The organism is Mycobacterium lehmannii (genome assembly GCF_002245535.1).
GTDB classification, from domain to species: domain Bacteria; phylum Actinomycetota; class Actinomycetes; order Mycobacteriales; family Mycobacteriaceae; genus Mycobacterium; species Mycobacterium lehmannii.
Map to the genome: position 1 here is coordinate 148,790 of NZ_NKCN01000003.1, position 18,232 is coordinate 167,021.

Sequence of the window (18,232 nt, forward strand, 5' to 3'; positions counted from 1 at the left end):
GTGCGCGAGCGGCTGTCGGTCCACAGTGTGACGTTCTACGGCGCGCCGCTGCCGCAGCTGGACGATCACTGGCAGGCGCTCGGGGTCACCCGGCTCAGCCTGATCGACTCTCAGCTGAGCGAAGACGGCCTTCCTGAACTTATTGAGCGACAGGGGTATTCGGTGGACACCGTCTACCACCTGTTCACCACGCCAGAGGAGTTGTGTCGCGTCATCGACGCCGCGGCCGCGGTCGGCACCCGCGTCGTCTACATGCTGACCGGTGGACGAGGCGCGCTGACGTGGGATCAAGCAGCCGAACGCTTCTGCTCCGCTGTCGCTCCCGGCGTCGAACAGGCCGCCCGGGCCGGGGTCGGGTTGGCCGTCGAGAACGCGTCCGCGCTGTACGCAGACATTCACATCGCACACACGTTGCGCGACACCGTCACGCTGGCGGAGATGGCGGGTCTCGACGTGTGCATCGATCTCTTCCACTGCTGGGCCGAGGCCGGCTTTCCCGAGCTCGTCGAGCGCGCGCTGCCGCGCACCCAACAGATCCAGGTCAGCGATTACGTCTTGGGGGACCGAGCGCTGCCGGCACGCGCCGTCCCCGGCGACGGCGCCATTCCGATCGAGCCGTTCCTCGCGCAGGCTCTCGCGGCGGGCTATCCGCACGGCTTCGACCTCGAACTTATCGGGCCACGCATCCAACAGGAAGGTCCGCTTGCCGCCGCGAACCGGGCCTGCGACGCGATCTCGACGATGCTGGACCGACTCGAGTCCTAGGAGGGGCGATGGCGTTCGGAGATGGCGCGGACGACGCCACGCTGAAGGCGGCGTGGGACGAGTTCTGCGATCGGCTGAAGACGGCCGGCGAGCGCGTCTTCAAGGACCACAACCCCGCGTCGGCGGCACATCGTGTCGACGGGTTCCGGTTCCTCACCCAAAACCTCGGGCAGGCCTTCGATCTCGCGCTGGAAACCCGCGACACGCGTTACCCGCTGCTGCACACCTTCTGTCACCCGACGCGGAAGCTGGGTGGTGACTGCGCGGACTTCACCTATCAGCAAGCCTGGATCGACGGGCAATCGACGTACCGGATCACCGGAGAGCGCGGCACGGCCCGGTTCTTCAACATCACGGTGCAGGGGCCGCGGCCGGACCGTCCTGGGGTGTTACACGAACCCTTCGGTGATGTACCGGAGGTGAATCTGCTTGACCATCAACTGGAGACGGCCTCCGACGGCACCTTCGAAATCCACATCGGCGGCCCGCCACGCGACCGCAACTGGCTGCCCACCACACCCGGTTCGCGCAAACTGTTCATCCGTCAAGGCTTCGACTCGTGGGATGAGAGGCCGGCGCGGATGTGGATCGAACGCGTCGACATGAACGCGCCCAAGCCACTGCCGGGCACTGCGGTGATGACCGCAGCGATCGACTGGGCGGGTCAATTCCTCACCGCGATGATGGACGACTGGCCCGAGTTCCCGTTCGCCCATGGCGGTGTCGATGCCGATCGGTCGAACCGGTTCCCGGACATCGACGCGACGGGCGCCGACGCGAAACGCGGCCGTGCCGCAGTCAACATGCATTGGGAGCTGGCTGCCGACGATGCGCTGATCCTCGAGTTCGACGCGCATGAGGGGCTGTGGATGCTGACCAACATGGGCGCCTTTTTCACCAGCATGGATTTCCTGTACCGGCCGGTGAGCTACACGCCGAGTCGAACGGCCGTCGACGCCGACGGCAAGATCCGCATCGTGCTGTGCCATGACGATCCGGGCTACCACAACTGGATGGACACCCAGGGGTTCGAGCGCGGCAACGTGACGTACCGGCACATGCTAGAGGGTGCACCGGTGCAACTGCACACCCGATTGGTCAAGCGCACCGAGCTCGCGACGGTGCTGCCGCCGGACACCGCGACGGTCACGCCGGCCGAGCGCACCGCGCGGATGTGGGAGCGTTTCCGGGGAGTACGACAGCGCTACGGCTGCTGAAGCCACTACCGTTGGAATACGACGGCTGACGGCGCGCTGTGGCTGGCACATCGGCTGGCGGGGCTATCCGTCGTCGTGACTTCTCCAATCGCGAACTGCTGGACCTGTATCTGGACCGCATCGCGCGGCTGAACCCACCGCTGAAGGCCGTCGTGACGCTCGACGTCGACGGTGCCCGCCACTCGGCCGACGCCGCAGATGCGGCAGTCGCCTGCGACGAGGCGGTCGGGCCGCTGCACGAATCCCTGTGACGGTCAAGGATTCATTCGAGACAGCAGGTATCCACGACCTGCGGCGTGCCGCCCCGCGGGGGTGCAGAACTCGCCGCCGACGCGGTCGGCGGCCTATGCGCCGCGGGCGCAATCATTATTGGTAAGGCATGGCGACCGATTGGCAGATTGACAATCCGATCTTCGGCTCATCAACAACCCGTCGACACTTCGCGGTCGACCGGGGTCGCCGGGTGGGGCGGCCGCTGCCCTGGCTGGCGGCCTCACGGCCTCGAACTCGGTAGCGGTATTGCGGGATGGATTCCTGCCGGATCCTGGGGCTGCGTTAACCGCGAGGCGCCGGGGCGAATCACTCAGTCAGCAGACGCATATGGCCCCGACACGCCTTGAAAGAGGGGCTTTTGCGTCTACTCGCGCAGAAAGTCAGAGTCGCTGCAGCGCGAACGTCCAGAACTGAACGCCCGGCGGGCCGTTGAAACACCCCACGTCGTAGCGTGACTCGATGGTGCCGGCTAGCGACACCTCGTCCCAAGTCCACGTCTCATGCGTCGGCATGGCGTAACCGGGCAGGCACTGCAGTCCGTCTGGAACGTCGACCGTCAACGTATACCGACCGTTGTTGAGGTGTGCATCACCGTCGTAATAGGCATAGAACTTCAGCCGCGGTATGGCGCTGATGTCCAGACAGTTGTCGTCCGGAGGTTGGCAATTCGAAATGAACCACACCCACGAGGCCCGCTCGTACCTGTTAGACAGCACGTCATAGTTCCCGACGAGCATTTTGGCTTGGGCCGGCGGCGGTGCGACGAAACTCGCGACGACCATCAGGCCGGCGGCAGCAATTAGAAGATTGAAGCGCTTCAACGTCGGTCCTCCCAGTACCCCGTACCCGCTGCACATCCAATCACCTCTGCGGTCGTCGGATATGCTAATCAGTCGATGACGGCAGCCTCTTTGCGCTCGGTGATCGGCCTCGCTAGCTCCTGCTCGTCGCAGATTCGCTGCAACTTCTCCAGCGTCTGGTCCAGTCCCGGACCGAGCGGCTTGCTCGGGGTGAAGGTCGCCGGCAGGTGTTTCATGCCCTGGATGACCCCGATGGTCTCGTAGTGTTCGGTGCCTTCGGGATCGCAGACGTAGTCGGGCATCCGGTCGAGAACGGCGGTGACCATCGACTTGAAAACGGTGCGCGCGACGTTTGAACCCACGCAGCGATGCACGCCGATACCGAAGCTGAAGTGCCGGTTGCCTTTTCGATCGAGCACCACCTCGTTGGGCTTCTCGAACACCGACGGGTCGCGGTTGGCCATGGCCCAGGAGATCCAGAGCCGCTCGCCCTCCTTGAACCGGATGCCCTCGACCACTACGTCGTCTGAGAAGGTGCGACCGTCTCCGGGAGCCGGAGTGAAGTAGCGCAGGAACTCTTCGGTGGCGGCATCGAGCAGGGTGGCCCGCTCGCGGCTGAGCAGTTCGCGCTGGTCGGGATGGTCGGAGAGCCACTCGAGCGAGTGCGCGGTCAGCGCCGTCGTGGTGTCGAACCCGCCGCCGATGATCAGCCCGAGGTTGCCCAGGATCTCCAGATCGGGTGCCGGTTCGCCGTCGATGCGAAGTTGCAGCAGCGCGTTCACCAGTCCCGGCCGCGGGCTCTCCCGCACCTCCATCATGGTGTTGATCATGTCGATACCCATCTGCCGGTTCATCTCGGCGACGCGGGCGGCGTCGGGTGAGTGCTCCGGGGTGGACACCGACAGGTGCGCCGGCTCGCTGTAGACCGGCCACTTCTTGAGCTCTATGCCCATCATCGCCAGCGTGAGGACCGCGGGCACGATGTTGGCCAGGTCGTCGACGAAGTCGATGCGGCCCGACTCGATCTTCTCATCGAGCGCCGCGCGTACGATCTCGTCGACGAACGGTTTCCAGCGCTTGACCGCCGCGGGGGAGAGATAGGGGTTCAGCACTCCGCGGTAAATGCTGTGTTCAGGCTCGTCCATCTCCAAGATGCCGCCGCGGACCACCGTGGCCCTTTGCGCCTTCGGGATTGTGATGCCCTGATATGGTGTCTCGCCGGTCAGGTCGTGATGATTGGAGACCGCCGGACAGCGCGCGAGTTCGAACACGTGCTTGCTGTCGGCGGCCACCCAGTGCCCGTTGTAGGTGTCCGTCCACGCTATCGGGCACCGGGACTGCATCTCCTCGGTGATCTTCTCGAACTGCAGCCGGTATTCCGGTGTGTGCCGGTCGAAGTGGTACCTGTTCTTCTTGCGGTCGTCGTCGGTCGCGACACTCTCATCGGCTCTTCGCGCGAGCGGCTCATCGCTTTCGATAGGCAACGCATGTCTCCTATTGCTTCCTTGTCGGCCTGGGTGCCGACGTCATTCGATGACGATGGCCTGTTCCGGACACGAGTGGGCGGCTTCTTTGACCAGCTCCTCCTGGTCGGCCGGCACCTCTTCGGTGACCGGTGAGGCATGGCCGTCGACGTCGTCGAGCACGAACATGTCGGGCGCGATCATCGAGCACAGGGTGTGGCCCTGGCAGCGTGTGCCATCTACTGAAACCCTCACTGGCAAGTCTCCTTTCGGCTCAGTTGTGGTAGTCGTACCACTTGAGGTAGCCGCCGGCGTCGACGCGCAGCTGCGCACCGGTGACGAAGCGCGCCTCGTCGGAGGCCAGCCACAGCACCGCGTTGCTGATGTCCTCGGGTTCGACCCACGGCACCTTCATGGCCTGCTGGACGTAGAACACCGGCTCGGCGTCCTTGAGTTCGGGCTTCTCCAGATCGGGCCGGAACGACTTGTACATCGGCTCGCTCTGCAGCATGTTGGTGTTGCAGTTGGTGGGATGCACCACGTTGGCCCGGATCCCGCGTGGCGCAAGCTCGGTGGCAAGGTCGTGGACGTAGGCCGACAGCGCGCGCTTGGAGTGCACATAGGCCATGCCGCCGGGATCGTTGCCGGGGTCGTTCTTTTGGTGGGTGTCCATCAGCGCCGCGGTGGAGCCCGTCGCGATGATTGAGGCGCCCTCCTTGAGGTGCAGCAGCGAGACCTGGATGGCGTTGATGGTCCCGATCAGGTTGGTGTTGATGACGTCGATCCAGGCCTGCAGCGGCGGCTGGCCTTTCATACCGGCCACCCCCGCCTGCGCAACGACGATGTCCAGTCCGCCGAGCTGGGCGATACCGTCCTCCAACGCGGTCTTGAGCTGGGTCGCTTCCCGCACATCCGCCTTCGCGGTTACGGCCCGCCGACCGGTCTTCTCGATCAGTGCGGCGGTTTCCTCGAGGTCCTCCGGAGTGGCCATCGGGTAGCCGATCGTCGAGATGTCCTCGCAAAAGTCGACGGCGATGACGTCGGCGCCTTCTTCGGCCAGCCGAACCGCGTGGCTGCGACCCTGCCCCCGTGCCGCGCCTGTGACGAATGCGACCTTTCCCTGTACGCGTCCCACTGGAGATCCCTTTCCTCTATACCTGGCTCTGTTACGTGTTCCGGCCGCCGTTGACGCCCAAGATCTGTCCGGTGATGTAACCGGCCTCCTCGGACACCAAGAACGCGCACGCGGCCGCGATGTCCTCGGGCCTGCCGATCCTGCGCACCGGTGTCGAGTCGATGTTCTTCTGCACCACCAGATAGCCGCGCTCCTCGGATTTACGCAGCATCGGGGTGTCGATGAACCCCGGAGGAACGGCGTTGACGGTGATACCGCTCGGGCCGTACTCCAGAGCAAGGGACTTGGTCAGCCCGTTGACAGCCGACTTCGCGGCGACGTACGCCGACATGAACGGCTGGCCGGAATGCGTACTCGACGACGAGATGTTCACGATGCGGCCCCAACCCGCCTCGACCATGTCAGGCAGCACCGCCTGAACGCAGTGGAAGACGCCGTTGAGGTTGACGTCGATGACGCGCTGCCAGTCCTCGAACTTCAAGTCGGTGAACCGCTTGAACTTCTCCAGACCGGCCGCGTTCACCAGAACCGTCACCGGACCGAGTTGAGCGCGGATCGCGTTCAGCGCATCCTCGACCTGAGCCCGGTCGGTCACGTCGGCGGTGAAGGCGAACTCGGCGTCCGACGGGTTGATGTCGAGTGTGGCCACATGAATGCCGTCGGCGCGCAAGCGGTGCGCGACGGCCAATCCGATGCCGGAACCACCCCCGGTCACGACGGCGTTCTTCATGCCCTCGCGTTGGCCTTCGTCATGTCGCTCCTCGCTGGCGCGGCGCTATCAAGAATCGTCCTTCCGATTATGAGAACCGTACTCTCGCGTACTGCACTCTAGCAAGACGCAAAGGCTCCGCTGTTCGCAGTGGTGAGACGTTCGACGGATGAGTGTCGCACCGCAATCCCCAGGCAGTCGAAGTCCTCACCATTTTCTTGAGTTCTCCCTTGGCGAATGTATGATTCGCCGGTGATGAGAATGAAGTTTCCATCACTAGCGACCACGGCAACCATTGCTGAGGAGGATGATGCAGGAAGCGACCACCATCTCGGAGCCAGCCGCAACCGAAACTCCGACACACGGTGTGCAGCGGCGGTTGCTGATCGGCGGCGAGCTGCTCGAGACCTCTCGTTCGTTTCCTTCCGTCAATCCAGCGACCGGCGACGTGCTCGGTTATGCGCCGGATGCCACGGTCGCCGATGCCGAAGCGGCGGTCGCGGCCGCGCGCCGGGCGTTCGACCAGACCACCTGGTCGACCAACACCGAGTTGCGCATCCGCTGCCTCGAACAATTCCACCGCGCACTGGTCGACCACCGCGATGAGCTGGCCGCGCTGACCATCGCCGAGGTCGGCGCCACCGAGGCCTTGTGCCAAGGGGCGCAGCTCGACCAGCCGATCGAGATCGTCCGTTATTACGCCGAGCTGCTGAAGACCTATCCGATGACCGAGGATCTCGGGAACATCGAGGCCCGGGGGAAGCAGCACCACCGCTGGGTGGAGAAGGAGGCCGGCGGGGTGGTCGCGGCCATCATCGCCTACAACTACCCGAACCAGTTGGCGCTGGCGAAGCTCGCGCCGGCGCTGGCCGCCGGGTGCACGGTGGTCCTCAAGTCGGCACCGGACACCCCGCTGGTCACGCTCGCACTCGGTGAGTTGATCGCGCTGCACACCGATATCCCGGCCGGGGTCGTCAACGTGCTCAGCGGAGCCGATCCCGAGGTTGGCGCCGCGATGACCACCAGTTCCGACGTCGACATGGTGACCTTCACCGGTTCGACCCCCACGGGACGGCGGATCATGGCTGCCGCCAGCGACACGTTGAAGAAGGTTTTCCTAGAGTTGGGCGGTAAGTCGGCGGCGATCGTCGTCGACGACGCCGACTTCGGTACCGCGGCACTGTTCAGTGCGTTCAGCATGGTCACGCACGCCGGCCAGGGGTGTGCGCTGACGTCGCGGCTGCTGGTGCCCCGCGCACACCACGACGAGATCGTCGAGATGGTCAAGAACAACTTCGGCCTGGTGCGGTACGGCGACCCCGCCGATCCCGGCACGTACATGGGACCGCTGATCAGCGAGAGGCAGCGCGACAAGGTCGACGGCATGGTGAAGCGCGCCGTTGAGGCCGGCGCCACGCTGGTCACCGGCGGCGAGAAGGTAGACCCCGGCTACTTCTATACGCCGACGCTGTTGACCGGCGTTGACCCAGACAGCGAGATCGCCCAGGAGGAGGTGTTCGGCCCGGTGCTCGTGGTGATCGCCTACGACGACGATGACGATGCGGTGAGGATCGCCAACAACTCCATCTACGGGCTCTCCGGGGCGGTGTTCGGAAGCCAGGAGCGCGCCCTGGCCGTCGCCCGGCGAATCCGCACGGGCACGTTCTCCATCAACGGCGGCAACTACTTCAGCCCGGACAGCCCGTTCGGCGGATACAAGCAGTCGGGCATCGGTCGTGAGATGGGCACCGCCGGTCTCGAGGAGTTCCTCGAGTCGAAGACCTACGCGACGGTTGTCACGGAGGAGTCAGCATGAGCAGGCCGCTGGACGGTATCCGGGTCCTCGAGGTCGCGATGTACGGGTTCGTTCCCTCGGCGGGTGCCGTGCTGCGCGAGTGGGGCGCCGATGTGATCAAGGTCGAGCACGCGGTCACCGGTGATCCGCAGCGTGGGCTGCGTCAAACGGGCTTGTTGCGCGTCGAGGGCGACCCCAACCCGAACATCGAGCACGCGAACCGCGGCAAACGCAGCATCGGCCTGGACATGTCGGTCCCCGAGGGCAAAGAGGTGCTGCTGGAACTGGCCCGCCGCGCCGACGTCTTCCTGACCAGTTTCCTGCCGGGCCACCGCCAGAAATTCGGCATCGATGTCGACGACATCCGTGCGGTGAACCCGAACATCGTCTACGCCCGGGGCAGTGCGTTGGGGCCGCGGGGCGAGGAGTCGGTCAAGGGCGGCTATGACATGACCGCGTTCTGGTGCCGCGCGGGGACCGCAGCCACCATCACCCCGCCCGGTACGCCCGGGATGGTCGGACCGCCCGGGCCGGCCTACGGCGACACCATCTCCGGCACGAACCTGGCAGGCGGGATCGCCGCGGCGCTGCTCAAGCGCGAGCGCACCGGCGAGGCACCGGTGGTCGACGTGTCGCTGCTCGGCAGTGGTCTGTGGTCGTTGGGCCACACCGTCGCGCTGACCAGACACCTCGGCCAGCGGATGGAGGCGTTTCCGCCCGGCGTGCACGGCTCACCGATCAATCCGCTCGTCGGGCTGTATCCGACGGCCGACGATCGCTACATCTCGTTCGTGATGATGCAACCGACCAAGTTCTGGGCGGACGTCTGCAAGCACATGGACCTTGACGACCTCGCCGACGATCCCCGGTTCGCGACCGTGGAGTCGATCGCCGAGAACACCGAGGCCGCCGCGGAAATTCTCAAGGAAGCGATGTCCAAGCGACCGCTCGCCGAATGGAATGAGCGGTTCTCGACGCTGTTGGGTCCATGGGCGCCGGTGCAGGACACCCTTCAGGCCGCTGAGGACGCGCAGATCCGCGCCAACGAGTACATGGTGCAGGCCGGGGAACTCGAGTTGGTCGCGAACCCGGTGCAATTCGATGTCACGGCACCCCAAACCGGTCCCGCTCCGGGCTTCGCTGAGCAAACTGACGAGATATTGCTGGAAATCGGCTTGGATTGGGACCGCATCATCGAGCTCAAGACGGCCGGCGCCGCCACCTAGGTTCGGAAGAGAGTCCCGATGCCCTACGTCGCGTCCATCGGTACGTACCTGCCGTGCTGGGGGGACCCCCAGCACCGCGTGCCCGGCGATGACGAGGACGCCGTCACCCTTGCCGTGGAGGCGGGCCGCGCGGCACTGATCGCCAGCGGCGCGGTGGAACGCGTCGTGCTGGTCAGTCGGGACCTGCCGCTGCTCGACAGTAGTAACGCCGCGGTGCTGCTCGCCGGTCTCGGGCTCGATCCGGAACTCGAGGTCGACGAGCGGCTCGGCGGGGCACCCGCGACACTCGACGCGGTCAGCTCGGCCAGGCCGCGAACGCTGATCATCGGGACCGATCTGGAACCCGCGGGCGCGGCCGCGATCCTGACCGCCGAACGTGGACTGCAGGTCCGGACGGCGGCGCGGGTGGCGCGGAGCCTGCCGGTGCGCACGCGCAAGGCCACCGGCGACGTGCACGACTACGGCGATCCCCGGCTGCTGCACGAGCGAGGACTGATCGCCTCGTTGGAAGCGGCGTGGCTCGATACCCCGGCCGCCGTGGCCGGGGTGGATCACGCTCGCGCAAGCGAACTCACCCTCGGCGACCCGCTCCCGTTGCCGACCATCGGCGCAAGCTCGGGGTTGTTCGCACTGGCCGGGATGGCCGGGCGGGCAACCACCGGACCCCTGGTAGCCGTCGAGCAGGCCAGCCTGTCGGGTATCACGGTCATCGGCGGTGTCGCCGAGCTGCACCGGCGCGAGCCGGCGCCCCGTCCACTACCCGAGGGGACGGTCGTCGGCGATGCCGAGATTCCCATCTCCCTGGCGGCCTACGAACGTGCCTTCGAAGCCAAAGTGCGTTGGGAGGCAGGCCGTTTCACCGATTCCGACGAACTGGACTTCCCGCCCCGATACCGGGTGGCCGAGGACGGCACGCTGTCGACCGGATATGAACTCATTCCGTTGCCGCGCACCGCAACGGTGTACACCGAGACGACGGTGAACATTCCGGTGCCGGGCCTGCGTTCGCCGTACTCGCTGGTGATCGTCGAGCTCGACGGCGTCGGGGTGCGCGCACTGGTGAAGGTCACCGGTGCCGAGCCGGGATCGGTGGACATCGGCACCCGCGGGCGGCTGGCGCTGCGCAGGGTCGCGGTGCGGTCCGGTGTCCCGGACTACGGCTACATGTTCGAGCCGGAAGCGGTGGCGGCATGAGACGTGTGGCCATCGTCGGCGCCGGAATGACCGCGTTCGGCGAACATTTCGCGCTGGGGTTGAAAGACCTGCTGCCGATGGCGTTCTCCGAGTGCGCGGCCAGCGTGGACAAGGGGTTGAAGAAGTCGGATCTGCAGGGTGCCTGGTTCGGCGCGATGGGTACCGCCGACGGGTTCCCGGCGGGCATCCTGGCCGACAGCCTCGGGCTGCCGGACCTGCCCGTCACTCGCATCGAGAACTCCTGTGCCACAGGCAACGATGCGATACGCAACGCGTTGTTTGGCATCGCCTCGGGGGCCTTCGACGTCGCGTTGGTGATGGGCGCCGACAAGCTGCGCGACACCACGTCGCGCGACATGCTGTGGAAATGGGAGGCGATGGCCCGCGACATGGCGTGGGATTACCCGCTCGGGGTGGTCTCGCCCGCCGGGTTCGCGCTGCACGTCCGTCGGTACCTGCACGAGTCGCCCGCGACCCGCGAACACCTGGCGATGGTGGCGGTGAAAAATCACCGCCACGGCGTCAAAAACCCCAAGGCTCGACTGCGGTTCGAGATCACGATGGAGCAGGCACTGGAAGCGCCGATCGTTGTCACGCCATTCGGTGTCTACGACTGTGCGCCGCAGAGTGATGGCGCGGCCGCCCTCGTACTCGCGGCAGAAGACGTCGTCGACCGGTTCACGAACCGTCCGGTCTGGGTCCGCGGCGTCGGCCTCGGCCTCGACTCAGTGATGCACCAACACAAGGGCGACATGACAACATTCCCCGCGACGACGCGTGCCGCCAAACAGGCTTTTGGGATGGCCGGTCTTGTTTCTAGCGATGTGGATGTTGCTGAAGTTCACGATTTCTTCACGGGAATCGAGCTGATCAGCTATGAAGATCTAGGATTCGCCGAACGGCGCGGGGGCCACAAACTCGTCGAAGCGGAGGTTACGACTATCGGCGGAGGTTTGCCGGTGAACCCCAGTGGGGGGCTCAAGGCCAAGGGTCACCCGCCCGGCGCAACGGGTGTGGCACAGTGTGTGGAACTGTTCGACCAGCTTCGCGGTGAAGCCGTCAATCAGGTTGACGGTGCTCGGATCGGACTAGCCCACAATATCGGTGGACCGACGGCGGTTTCCGCCGTCACGATCCTGGAGGGATCAGTCAATGGCGCGCGGTAGCGGAGCGGAACGATGGTCGACCGGCATATCGCTAGGGCGGGGTTCCAAGCCGATGGAGGCCGTCGGCGGATTGTTCGCAATGGCGAAGGACGCGGTACGAAACGTCTTTCGGCGGCCGTTTCAGTGGCGCGAGTTCCTGGAGCAGTCGTGGTTTGTGGTGAAGGTATCGTTGGCACCGACGTTGTTGGTGGCGATACCGTTCACCGTTCTTGTGTCTTTCACCCTCAATATCTTGCTTCGCGAATTGGGTGCAGCCGACTTGAGCGGTGCCGGTGCGGCATTCGGCGCCGTGACCCAGGTCGGTCCGCTGGTGACCGTGCTCATCGTGGCAGGCGCGGGTGCCACGGCCATGTGTGCGGATCTGGGTTCGCGCACAATCCGTGAAGAGATCGATGCCATGGAAGTGCTGGGCATAGACCCAGTGCAACGTCTCGTGACTCCTCGGATGCTCGCCTCGGGACTGGTGGCGCTCCTGCTGAACAGTCTGGTAGTCATCATCGGGATTCTCGGCGGCTATACGTTTTCGGTGTTCATTCAGGACGTGAATCCGGGCGCGTTCGCTGCGGGCATCACCCTGCTGACCGGTGTGCCCGAGGTGATCATCTCCTGTGTGAAGGCCTTGCTGTTCGGGTTGATAGCGGGATTGGTGGCCTGCTACCGCGGACTCAACGTTTCCGGTGGTGGCGCGAAAGCGGTGGGCAACGCCGTCAACGAGACTGTGGTGTATGCGTTCATGGCACTGTTCGTGATCAATGTGGTCGTGACGGCCATTGGTATCCAGATGACGCAGGACTGAGCGATGGGGACACGAACAGCACTTCAGAATAACTTCCCGCGGCTGACCCGGGCGATCCAGAAGCCGATCGACGTGCTGGGCAACATCGGCGATCACTTGTTGTTCTATCTGCGGGCCCTAGCCGGTGTGCCCCATGCGACCGTGCACTTCCGCCGGGAGATCGTCCGGCTGATCGCCGAGATCTCTATGGGCGCAGGGACATTGGCAATGATCGGCGGCACGGTGGCCATCGTCGGATTCTTGACCCTGGCGGCCGGTGGAACGCTCGCTGTTCAGGGGTACAGCTCTCTGGGGGACATCGGCATAGAAGCCCTGACCGGATTTTTGGCGGCGTTCATCAACGTCCGCATCTCTGCCCCGGTGGTGGCCGGCATCGGGTTGGCCGCCACCTTCGGGGCCGGTGTGACAGCGCAGCTGGGCGCGATGCGCATCAACGAGGAAATCGACGCGCTCGAGTCCATGGCGATCCGTCCGGTGGAATACCTAGTTTCCACCCGGATCGTCGCCGGCATGATCGCAATCACCCCGCTGTACTCGATCGCCGTGGTGTTGTCGTTCCTGGCTTCCCAATTCACGACGGTGGTGTTGTTCGGACAGTCGGGCGGCCTATACGACCACTATTTCGACACCTTTCTCAATCCGATAGACCTACTCTGGTCGTTCCTCCAGGCGATCCTGATGGCGATCACGATCTTGTTGGTGCATACGTATTTCGGATACTTCGCATCCGGGGGACCGTCAGGCGTGGGCGTCGCTGTTGGCAACGCGGTGCGCACCTCCTTGGTCGTGGTCGTCTCGGTCACCCTGTTGGTGTCGCTGTCCATTTATGGTTCCAACGGCAACTTCAACTTGTCGGGATAGGTGGCGCTGATGAAGAGTAGTGCGGTTCGCCCGCTTACAGGCCTGGCGCTGATAGTCGCCCTCGGTTTGATCATCGCCCTGGCCATCGGTCTTTTTCAGGGCAGCTTCACCAAGACCGAACCCCTGACGGTCATCTCGAATCGGGCCGGTTTGGTGATGAACAACGATGCCAAGGTCAAGATGCGTGGCGTGCAGGTCGGCAAGGTCGAATCGATCGAGTACCGGTCCGACGGCACGGCAGCGCTCCACCTCGCGATGGATCCGTCGCAGCTGCATCTCATCCCGTCGAACGTAAAGGTCGACATCGCATCGTCAACCGTGTTCGGCGCCAAGTCTGTCGACATGGTTTCCCCGGACAACCCTTCACCGCAGCCGCTGCGTCCGGGACAGGTGATTCAGAGCGAGCACGTCATGGTCGAGATCAACACCGTGTTCCAGCAGTTGGTGCAGGTGCTGGACAAGATTGACCCCGCCAAGCTCAATCAGACCCTGGGAGCGATCGCCAAGGCGTTCAACGGCAGGGGTGATAAATTCGGCAAGACGCTGACCGACTTCAACGCATTTCTCGCCAAGATCGAACCGAGCCTGCCGAATCTCAGCCGAGACCTCGAAGTCGCGGCACCGATGTTCAGTGCGTATGCCGACGCGGCGCCCGACCTCGTCAGCACCGTCCGCAGCGCCACGCAGATCAGCAATACCATCGTCGACCAGCAGCAGGAACTCGACCAGTTCCTGGTCAGCTCCATCGGTCTGGCGGACATCGGAAACGAGGTGATCGGCGGCAACGAACCGGCGCTGGCCGAAACATTGCGTCTGCTCGTGCCCACCACCGACGTGTTGAACCGGTATCACGAGTCGCTGACGTGCTCTATCGGCGGGCTTGCCGTGCAGGCGAATTCGCCGCCACTTCCGGGTAACAACAGCGCCGTGGTGGTATCTGCCGGCCTTACGCTCGGTACCGAACGATACCGTTATCCGCAGGACCTGCCGAAAGTCGCCGCCAAGGGCCGGCCTTACTGCAAGGAATTGGGTCTGCCAAATGTTCCCCCTGAGTTCCGGGTGCCTGCGGTCGTCGCTGATGTCGGCGCTAACCCATTCCAGTACGGCAATCAGGGCATCCTGCTAAACTCCGCGGGACTCAAGGACTGGCTCTTCGGGCCGATTCCTGGCCCACCGCGGAACTCTGCACAGATCGGAATGCCAGGATGACCCGCCCGACAGGCACACTCATCAAATTCACCGCGTTCGCGCTCGTGATGGCCGTCCTGACTGCTTTCCTGTTCCTGATCTTCAGCAATATGAGGACCGGGTCGACGAACGGATACTCGGCGATCTTCACGGACGCTTCGCGACTCAAGACTGGTGACACCGTGCGTGTTGCGGGCATCCGGGTCGGGACGGTGAAAGCGGTGTCGCTGCAGTCGGACCGCAATGTGCTCGTCGAATTCGACGCAGATCGCGACATCGTGCTGACCACGGCGACCAAGGCTCAAATTCGCTACCTCAACCTGACCGGCGATCGCTTCCTCGAACTCGCCGACAGCCCGGGATCGACGAAAATACTGGCTGCCGGCTCGCAGATACCCGCGGATCGCACGGCACCCGCCTTGGACCTCGATCTCCTACTCGGCGGGCTCAAACCTGTGATTCAAGGCCTCAATCCGCAAGACGTGAACGCTCTCACCTCTTCGCTGATCCAGATCCTGCAGGGCCAGGGAGGAACCCTCGAATCGCTGTTCTCGAAGACATCGTCCTTCTCAAACTCGTTGGCCGACAACAGCCAGGTCATCGAGGAGTTGATCGATGACCTGCGTACGCTGCTGGATACGCTGTCCAAAGACGGCGATGAATTCTCCGGTGCGATCGACCGCCTCGAGCGACTTGTCAGTGGCCTGTCGGCCGACCGCGATCCGATCGGGGAGGCCATCACATCCCTCGACAACGGCACCGCCTCGCTGGCCGACTTGCTCGGTCGGGCGCGCCCACCGCTGGCCGGCTCCGTCGACCAGTTGACGAGGCTGGCGCCACTGCTGGACGGCAAGTATAGGGATTATTTCGACGCTACCCTGCAGCGCCTGCCCGAGCTCTACCGAAAACTGGCGCGGATCGGTGCCTACGGTTCGTTCTTCCCCTACTACATCTGCGGTATCACCTTCCGAGCCACCGACCTGACCGGCCGCACCGTGGTGTTCCCCTGGGTCAAGCAAGAGACGGGGAGGTGTGCGGAGAACTAATGGCACTCATGGACAGATACCGCGGTTCGCAACTCATCAAAGCGGGCGTCATCGGCGTCACCCTGATGATTCTGGTCATCGTCGCAGGCCTTCAGCCGGAACGACTGCTGCAGTACGCGACCGCCATCAAGTATCAGGCCCTGTTCCTTGAGGCGGGCGGTCTCGCCGTGGGCAACGACGTCACGGTGTCGGGTATCAAGGTCGGCTCGGTGTCCTCGGTCGAACTCGAAAACGGGGACGCACTCGTCGGTTTCACCATCGCGGGCACGGCGGCGCTCGGCTCGGAAACCACCGCGCACATTCGCACGGGGACGCTGCTCGGCGAGCGTGTGCTGGCCCTGGAGTCTTCGGGAAGTGGCACGCTGGACCATCATCAGGTGATTCCGGTAACGCGCACGTCGTCGCCGTACTCCCTGACCGACGCCGTCAGTGAACTCACCGCGAATACCGCTGCGACCGATACCGACACACTGAACCAGTCACTGGATACTCTGGCGACGACGCTCGACCAGATTTCACCGGAGCTGGGCCCGACATTCGACGGCCTGTCCCGGCTGTCGCGCTCGCTCAATGACCGCAACGAGAGTCTGGCCGAGTTGCTGAGAACCGCCGGCGACGTGACCGGCATCCTGTCCGAACGCAGCCAGCAGGTCAACACGCTCATCCTCAATGCCAACGATCTGCTCGCAGTACTCAACGAGCGGCGACAGGCCATCGTCAGCTTGCTCGCGAACACGTCAGCGGTGTCGCAGCAGCTGACCGGTGTGGTAGCCGACAACGAGCAGGAGCTGGCGCCGACGCTGGAGAAGCTCAACAGGGTCAACGCGATGTTGGTCAAGAACCGGGACAACATTTCGAAGGCTCTGCCCGGCCTGGCCAAGTACGAATTGACGCAGGGCGAACTTGTGGCTAGCGGCGCTTATTACAACGCATTCATACCCAACATCTCACCGGCACAAATCCTGCAGCCGTTCCTGGACTACGCCTTCGGGTTCCGCCGCGGAGTCGATGCGGGCCAGCCGCCAGACAATGCCGGGCCACGCGCCGAGCTGCCTTTCCCGGTGAACGGCATCCCGCAACCAGGAGATCTGCCCAATGATGGCAACCCGTAAGCGACTCGCGGTCACCACCGCTGTGCTGCTGGCCGTCGTGCTGGTTGTCGGCGCGGTAGTGCTGGTCCGTCAGATCTTCTTCGGGCCCAACACGATCACCGCGTACTTCCCGACTGCCACAGCGATCTACCCTGGCGATGAGGTTCGCGTATCGGGTGTCAAGGTTGGCAAGATCGACTCCATCCAGGCCGAAGGCACGCAGACCAAGCTGATCTTGAAGGTCGATCACGACGTGCCCGTTCCAGCCGACGCCAAGGCGGTGATCGTCGCCCAGAATCTGGTCGCGGCGCGTTACGTCCAGCTCACGCCGGCGTACCGGAAGGGCGACGGACCGGTCATGGACGACGGCGCGGTGATCCCCAGCGACCGAACCGCAGTCCCCGTCGAGTGGGATGAGGTGAAAGATCAATTGATGCGCCTGGCGACCGAGTTGGGCCCGCAGACTGGAGTGTCGGGTACGTCCATCTCCAGGGCAATCGACAGCGCCGCCAACGCACTGGACGGCAACGGCGACAAGCTCCGGCAGACGCTAGCTCAATTGTCCGGCGCGGCACGCATTTTCGCCGAAGGTGGCGGCAACATCGTCGATATCATCAAGAACCTGCAGACCTTCGTCACCGCGCTTCGCGACAGCAAAGACCAGATCGTGATGTTCGAGGACCGTCTCGCCAGTCTGACCAGCGTCGTGAACGACAGCCGATCGGATCTCGACGCGGCGTTGTCCGACCTGTCGGTTGCACTCGGCGAGGTGCAGCGCTTCGTCGCGGGCAGCCGCGAGCAGGTGTCGGAACAAGTCAAGAGCTTGGCCGATGTTACCCAGGTCTTGGTCGACAATCACATGTCTATCGAAAACGTCCTCCATATCACGCCGAACGCGATCGCCAATTACGGGAACATCTACTACCCCCCCTCCGGGGGGGTGAGTGGCGCGTTCAATTTGTCCAACTTCGCGAATCCGGTGTACTTCATTTGCGGCCTCATCGGCGCCATCGAGAACACCAGTGCCCCCGAAACAGCGAAACTCTGCGCGCAATATCTTGGGCCGGTTCTGCGATTGCTCAACTTCAACAACCTGCCTTTCCCCATAAACGCCTACCTCAGGCCTGCCCCCAAACCAGAAAACATCATCTACACCGACCCGAAGCTTGCGCCGGGAGGCGCCGGGCCGGGCGACCCGCCCGAGCCCTTCCCATCGGTGTCGGCCTACCTCGGCGCCGGCGATATCCCACCGCCCCCGGGTTGGGGTCAGCCGCCCGGCCCACCGGGGTTGTATTCTCCGGGCGGAGAAGTACCCGCGATTCCGTCCCCGGCGTTGTATCCGGGTGCCCCGATTCCAGGGCCGCCCACCGTTCTTCCGGGACCGCCTCCCACGGTGGATGGGATGCTCCTCCCGCAGTCCCCTGCGGTGCCCGCGGATCAGGCGCCGCCGCCCGTGCCACCTGGTACGCCGCTGCTGCCCGCAGAAGGGGGGACACAACCATGACTG

At 64.3% G+C, this 18,232-nt stretch carries 18 protein-coding genes; 13 read left to right on the forward strand and 5 right to left on the reverse strand.

What is annotated here, in order from left to right; translation table 11 throughout:
- The 3 genes from CEX87_RS05340 to CEX87_RS05350 are packed head-to-tail and all read left to right on the forward strand — an operon-like array spanning position 1 to position 2,233.
- Positions 1 to 765 carry a sugar phosphate isomerase/epimerase family protein gene (locus tag CEX87_RS05340; protein WP_067386604.1) on the forward strand — a complete coding sequence of 255 codons (765 nt, stop codon included), beginning with the start codon at positions 1 to 3 and terminating at the stop codon, positions 763 to 765.
- A gap of 8 nt (positions 766 to 773) precedes the next feature.
- Complete coding sequence (locus CEX87_RS05345; protein ID WP_067386605.1) at positions 774 to 1,982, forward strand: DUF1214 domain-containing protein; 1,209 nt, start codon at positions 774 to 776, stop codon at positions 1,980 to 1,982.
- Positions 1,983 to 2,020: 38 nt separating this feature from the next.
- The gene (locus CEX87_RS05350; RefSeq protein WP_067386607.1) at positions 2,021 to 2,233 is read left to right on the forward strand and encodes an amidase family protein; all 213 of its coding nucleotides are present in this window, start codon (positions 2,021 to 2,023) and stop codon (positions 2,231 to 2,233) included.
- A gap of 402 nt (positions 2,234 to 2,635) precedes the next feature.
- Here the strand turns inward: CEX87_RS05350 and CEX87_RS05355 are convergent, their stop codons facing one another.
- Genes CEX87_RS05355 through CEX87_RS05375 form a run of 5 tightly spaced genes read right to left on the reverse strand, consistent with a single transcriptional unit; the run spans position 2,636 to position 6,383 of the window.
- Positions 2,636 to 3,112, reverse strand: a complete 477-nt coding sequence (locus CEX87_RS05355; RefSeq protein WP_369816248.1) for a hypothetical protein — start codon at positions 3,110 to 3,112, stop codon at positions 2,636 to 2,638.
- Positions 3,113 to 3,144: 32 nt separating this feature from the next.
- Complete coding sequence (locus CEX87_RS05360; protein ID WP_067386889.1) at positions 3,145 to 4,533, reverse strand: cytochrome P450; 1,389 nt, start codon at positions 4,531 to 4,533, stop codon at positions 3,145 to 3,147.
- 48 nt (positions 4,534 to 4,581) lie between these two features.
- Positions 4,582 to 4,773: a ferredoxin gene (locus CEX87_RS05365; RefSeq protein ID WP_067386609.1), complete on the reverse strand. Its 192-nt coding sequence runs from the start codon at positions 4,771 to 4,773 to the stop codon at positions 4,582 to 4,584.
- A gap of 19 nt (positions 4,774 to 4,792) precedes the next feature.
- Positions 4,793 to 5,653, reverse strand: a complete 861-nt coding sequence (locus CEX87_RS05370) for a mycofactocin-coupled SDR family oxidoreductase (RefSeq protein WP_067386612.1) — start codon at positions 5,651 to 5,653, stop codon at positions 4,793 to 4,795.
- 31 nt (positions 5,654 to 5,684) lie between these two features.
- Positions 5,685 to 6,383: an SDR family NAD(P)-dependent oxidoreductase gene (locus CEX87_RS05375; protein ID WP_067386614.1), complete on the reverse strand. Its 699-nt coding sequence runs from the start codon at positions 6,381 to 6,383 to the stop codon at positions 5,685 to 5,687.
- Between the two features lie 289 nt (positions 6,384 to 6,672).
- Here CEX87_RS05375 and CEX87_RS05380 point away from each other — a divergent pair, with 289 nt between their 5' ends.
- Genes CEX87_RS05380 through CEX87_RS05425 form a run of 10 tightly spaced genes read left to right on the forward strand, consistent with a single transcriptional unit; the run spans position 6,673 to position 18,229 of the window.
- A complete protein-coding gene (locus tag CEX87_RS05380) occupies positions 6,673 to 8,178 on the forward strand; it encodes an aldehyde dehydrogenase family protein (RefSeq protein ID WP_067386891.1) in 1,506 nt (501 codons plus the stop codon).
- Positions 8,175 to 9,383, forward strand: a complete 1,209-nt coding sequence (locus CEX87_RS05385; protein WP_067386616.1) for a CaiB/BaiF CoA transferase family protein — start codon at positions 8,175 to 8,177, stop codon at positions 9,381 to 9,383. The genes CEX87_RS05380 and CEX87_RS05385 overlap by 4 nt, the downstream gene beginning before the upstream one ends.
- Before the next feature lie 18 nt (positions 9,384 to 9,401).
- On the forward strand, positions 9,402 to 10,577 hold the full coding sequence (locus tag CEX87_RS05390; RefSeq protein ID WP_067386618.1) for an OB-fold domain-containing protein: 1,176 nt from the start codon (positions 9,402 to 9,404) through the stop codon (positions 10,575 to 10,577).
- The gene (locus CEX87_RS05395; RefSeq protein ID WP_067386620.1) at positions 10,574 to 11,743 is read left to right on the forward strand and encodes a thiolase C-terminal domain-containing protein; all 1,170 of its coding nucleotides are present in this window, start codon (positions 10,574 to 10,576) and stop codon (positions 11,741 to 11,743) included. Before CEX87_RS05390 ends, CEX87_RS05395 begins: the two co-directional genes overlap by 4 nt.
- Positions 11,730 to 12,539 carry an MlaE family ABC transporter permease gene (locus tag CEX87_RS05400; RefSeq protein ID WP_067386623.1) on the forward strand — a complete coding sequence of 270 codons (810 nt, stop codon included), beginning with the start codon at positions 11,730 to 11,732 and terminating at the stop codon, positions 12,537 to 12,539. The genes CEX87_RS05395 and CEX87_RS05400 overlap by 14 nt, the downstream gene beginning before the upstream one ends.
- Positions 12,540 to 12,542: 3 nt before the next feature.
- Complete coding sequence (locus CEX87_RS05405) at positions 12,543 to 13,400, forward strand: MlaE family ABC transporter permease (RefSeq protein ID WP_067386625.1); 858 nt, start codon at positions 12,543 to 12,545, stop codon at positions 13,398 to 13,400.
- 9 nt (positions 13,401 to 13,409) lie between these two features.
- The gene (locus CEX87_RS05410; RefSeq protein WP_067386893.1) at positions 13,410 to 14,609 is read left to right on the forward strand and encodes an MCE family protein; all 1,200 of its coding nucleotides are present in this window, start codon (positions 13,410 to 13,412) and stop codon (positions 14,607 to 14,609) included.
- Positions 14,606 to 15,634, forward strand: a complete 1,029-nt coding sequence (locus tag CEX87_RS05415) for an MCE family protein (protein ID WP_067386627.1) — start codon at positions 14,606 to 14,608, stop codon at positions 15,632 to 15,634. The genes CEX87_RS05410 and CEX87_RS05415 overlap by 4 nt, the downstream gene beginning before the upstream one ends.
- 8 nt (positions 15,635 to 15,642) lie before the next feature.
- Positions 15,643 to 16,746 (forward strand): MCE family protein, encoded by a 1,104-nt coding sequence (locus CEX87_RS05420; RefSeq protein WP_067386894.1) that lies wholly within the window; start codon positions 15,643 to 15,645, stop codon positions 16,744 to 16,746.
- Positions 16,730 to 18,229: an MCE family protein gene (locus tag CEX87_RS05425; RefSeq protein ID WP_067386629.1), complete on the forward strand. Its 1,500-nt coding sequence runs from the start codon at positions 16,730 to 16,732 to the stop codon at positions 18,227 to 18,229. The genes CEX87_RS05420 and CEX87_RS05425 overlap by 17 nt, the downstream gene beginning before the upstream one ends.
- Positions 18,230 to 18,232: the final 3 nt, after the last annotated feature.

Bases quoted from the DNA above. Each gene is read 5' to 3' on its own strand.
- CEX87_RS05410 (WP_067386893.1), top strand. From the start codon at position 13,410: ATGAAGAGTAGTGCGGTTCGCCCGCTTACAGGCCTGGCGCTGATAGTC.
- CEX87_RS05425 (WP_067386629.1), top strand. From the start codon at position 16,730: ATGATGGCAACCCGTAAGCGACTCGCGGTCACCACCGCTGTGCTGCTG.
- CEX87_RS05420 (WP_067386894.1), top strand. From the start codon at position 15,643: ATGGACAGATACCGCGGTTCGCAACTCATCAAAGCGGGCGTCATCGGC.
- CEX87_RS05385 (WP_067386616.1), top strand. From the start codon at position 8,175: ATGAGCAGGCCGCTGGACGGTATCCGGGTCCTCGAGGTCGCGATGTAC.
- CEX87_RS05415 (WP_067386627.1), top strand. From the start codon at position 14,606: ATGACCCGCCCGACAGGCACACTCATCAAATTCACCGCGTTCGCGCTC.
- CEX87_RS05395 (WP_067386620.1), top strand. From the start codon at position 10,574: ATGAGACGTGTGGCCATCGTCGGCGCCGGAATGACCGCGTTCGGCGAA.
- CEX87_RS05400 (WP_067386623.1), top strand. From the start codon at position 11,730: ATGGCGCGCGGTAGCGGAGCGGAACGATGGTCGACCGGCATATCGCTA.
- CEX87_RS05355 (WP_369816248.1), bottom strand. From the start codon at position 3,112: ATGTGCAGCGGGTACGGGGTACTGGGAGGACCGACGTTGAAGCGCTTC.
- CEX87_RS05345 (WP_067386605.1), top strand. From the start codon at position 774: ATGGCGTTCGGAGATGGCGCGGACGACGCCACGCTGAAGGCGGCGTGG.
- CEX87_RS05390 (WP_067386618.1), top strand. From the start codon at position 9,402: ATGCCCTACGTCGCGTCCATCGGTACGTACCTGCCGTGCTGGGGGGAC.
- CEX87_RS05375 (WP_067386614.1), bottom strand. From the start codon at position 6,383: ATGAAGAACGCCGTCGTGACCGGGGGTGGTTCCGGCATCGGATTGGCC.
- CEX87_RS05380 (WP_067386891.1), top strand. From the start codon at position 6,673: ATGCAGGAAGCGACCACCATCTCGGAGCCAGCCGCAACCGAAACTCCG.
- CEX87_RS05405 (WP_067386625.1), top strand. From the start codon at position 12,543: ATGGGGACACGAACAGCACTTCAGAATAACTTCCCGCGGCTGACCCGG.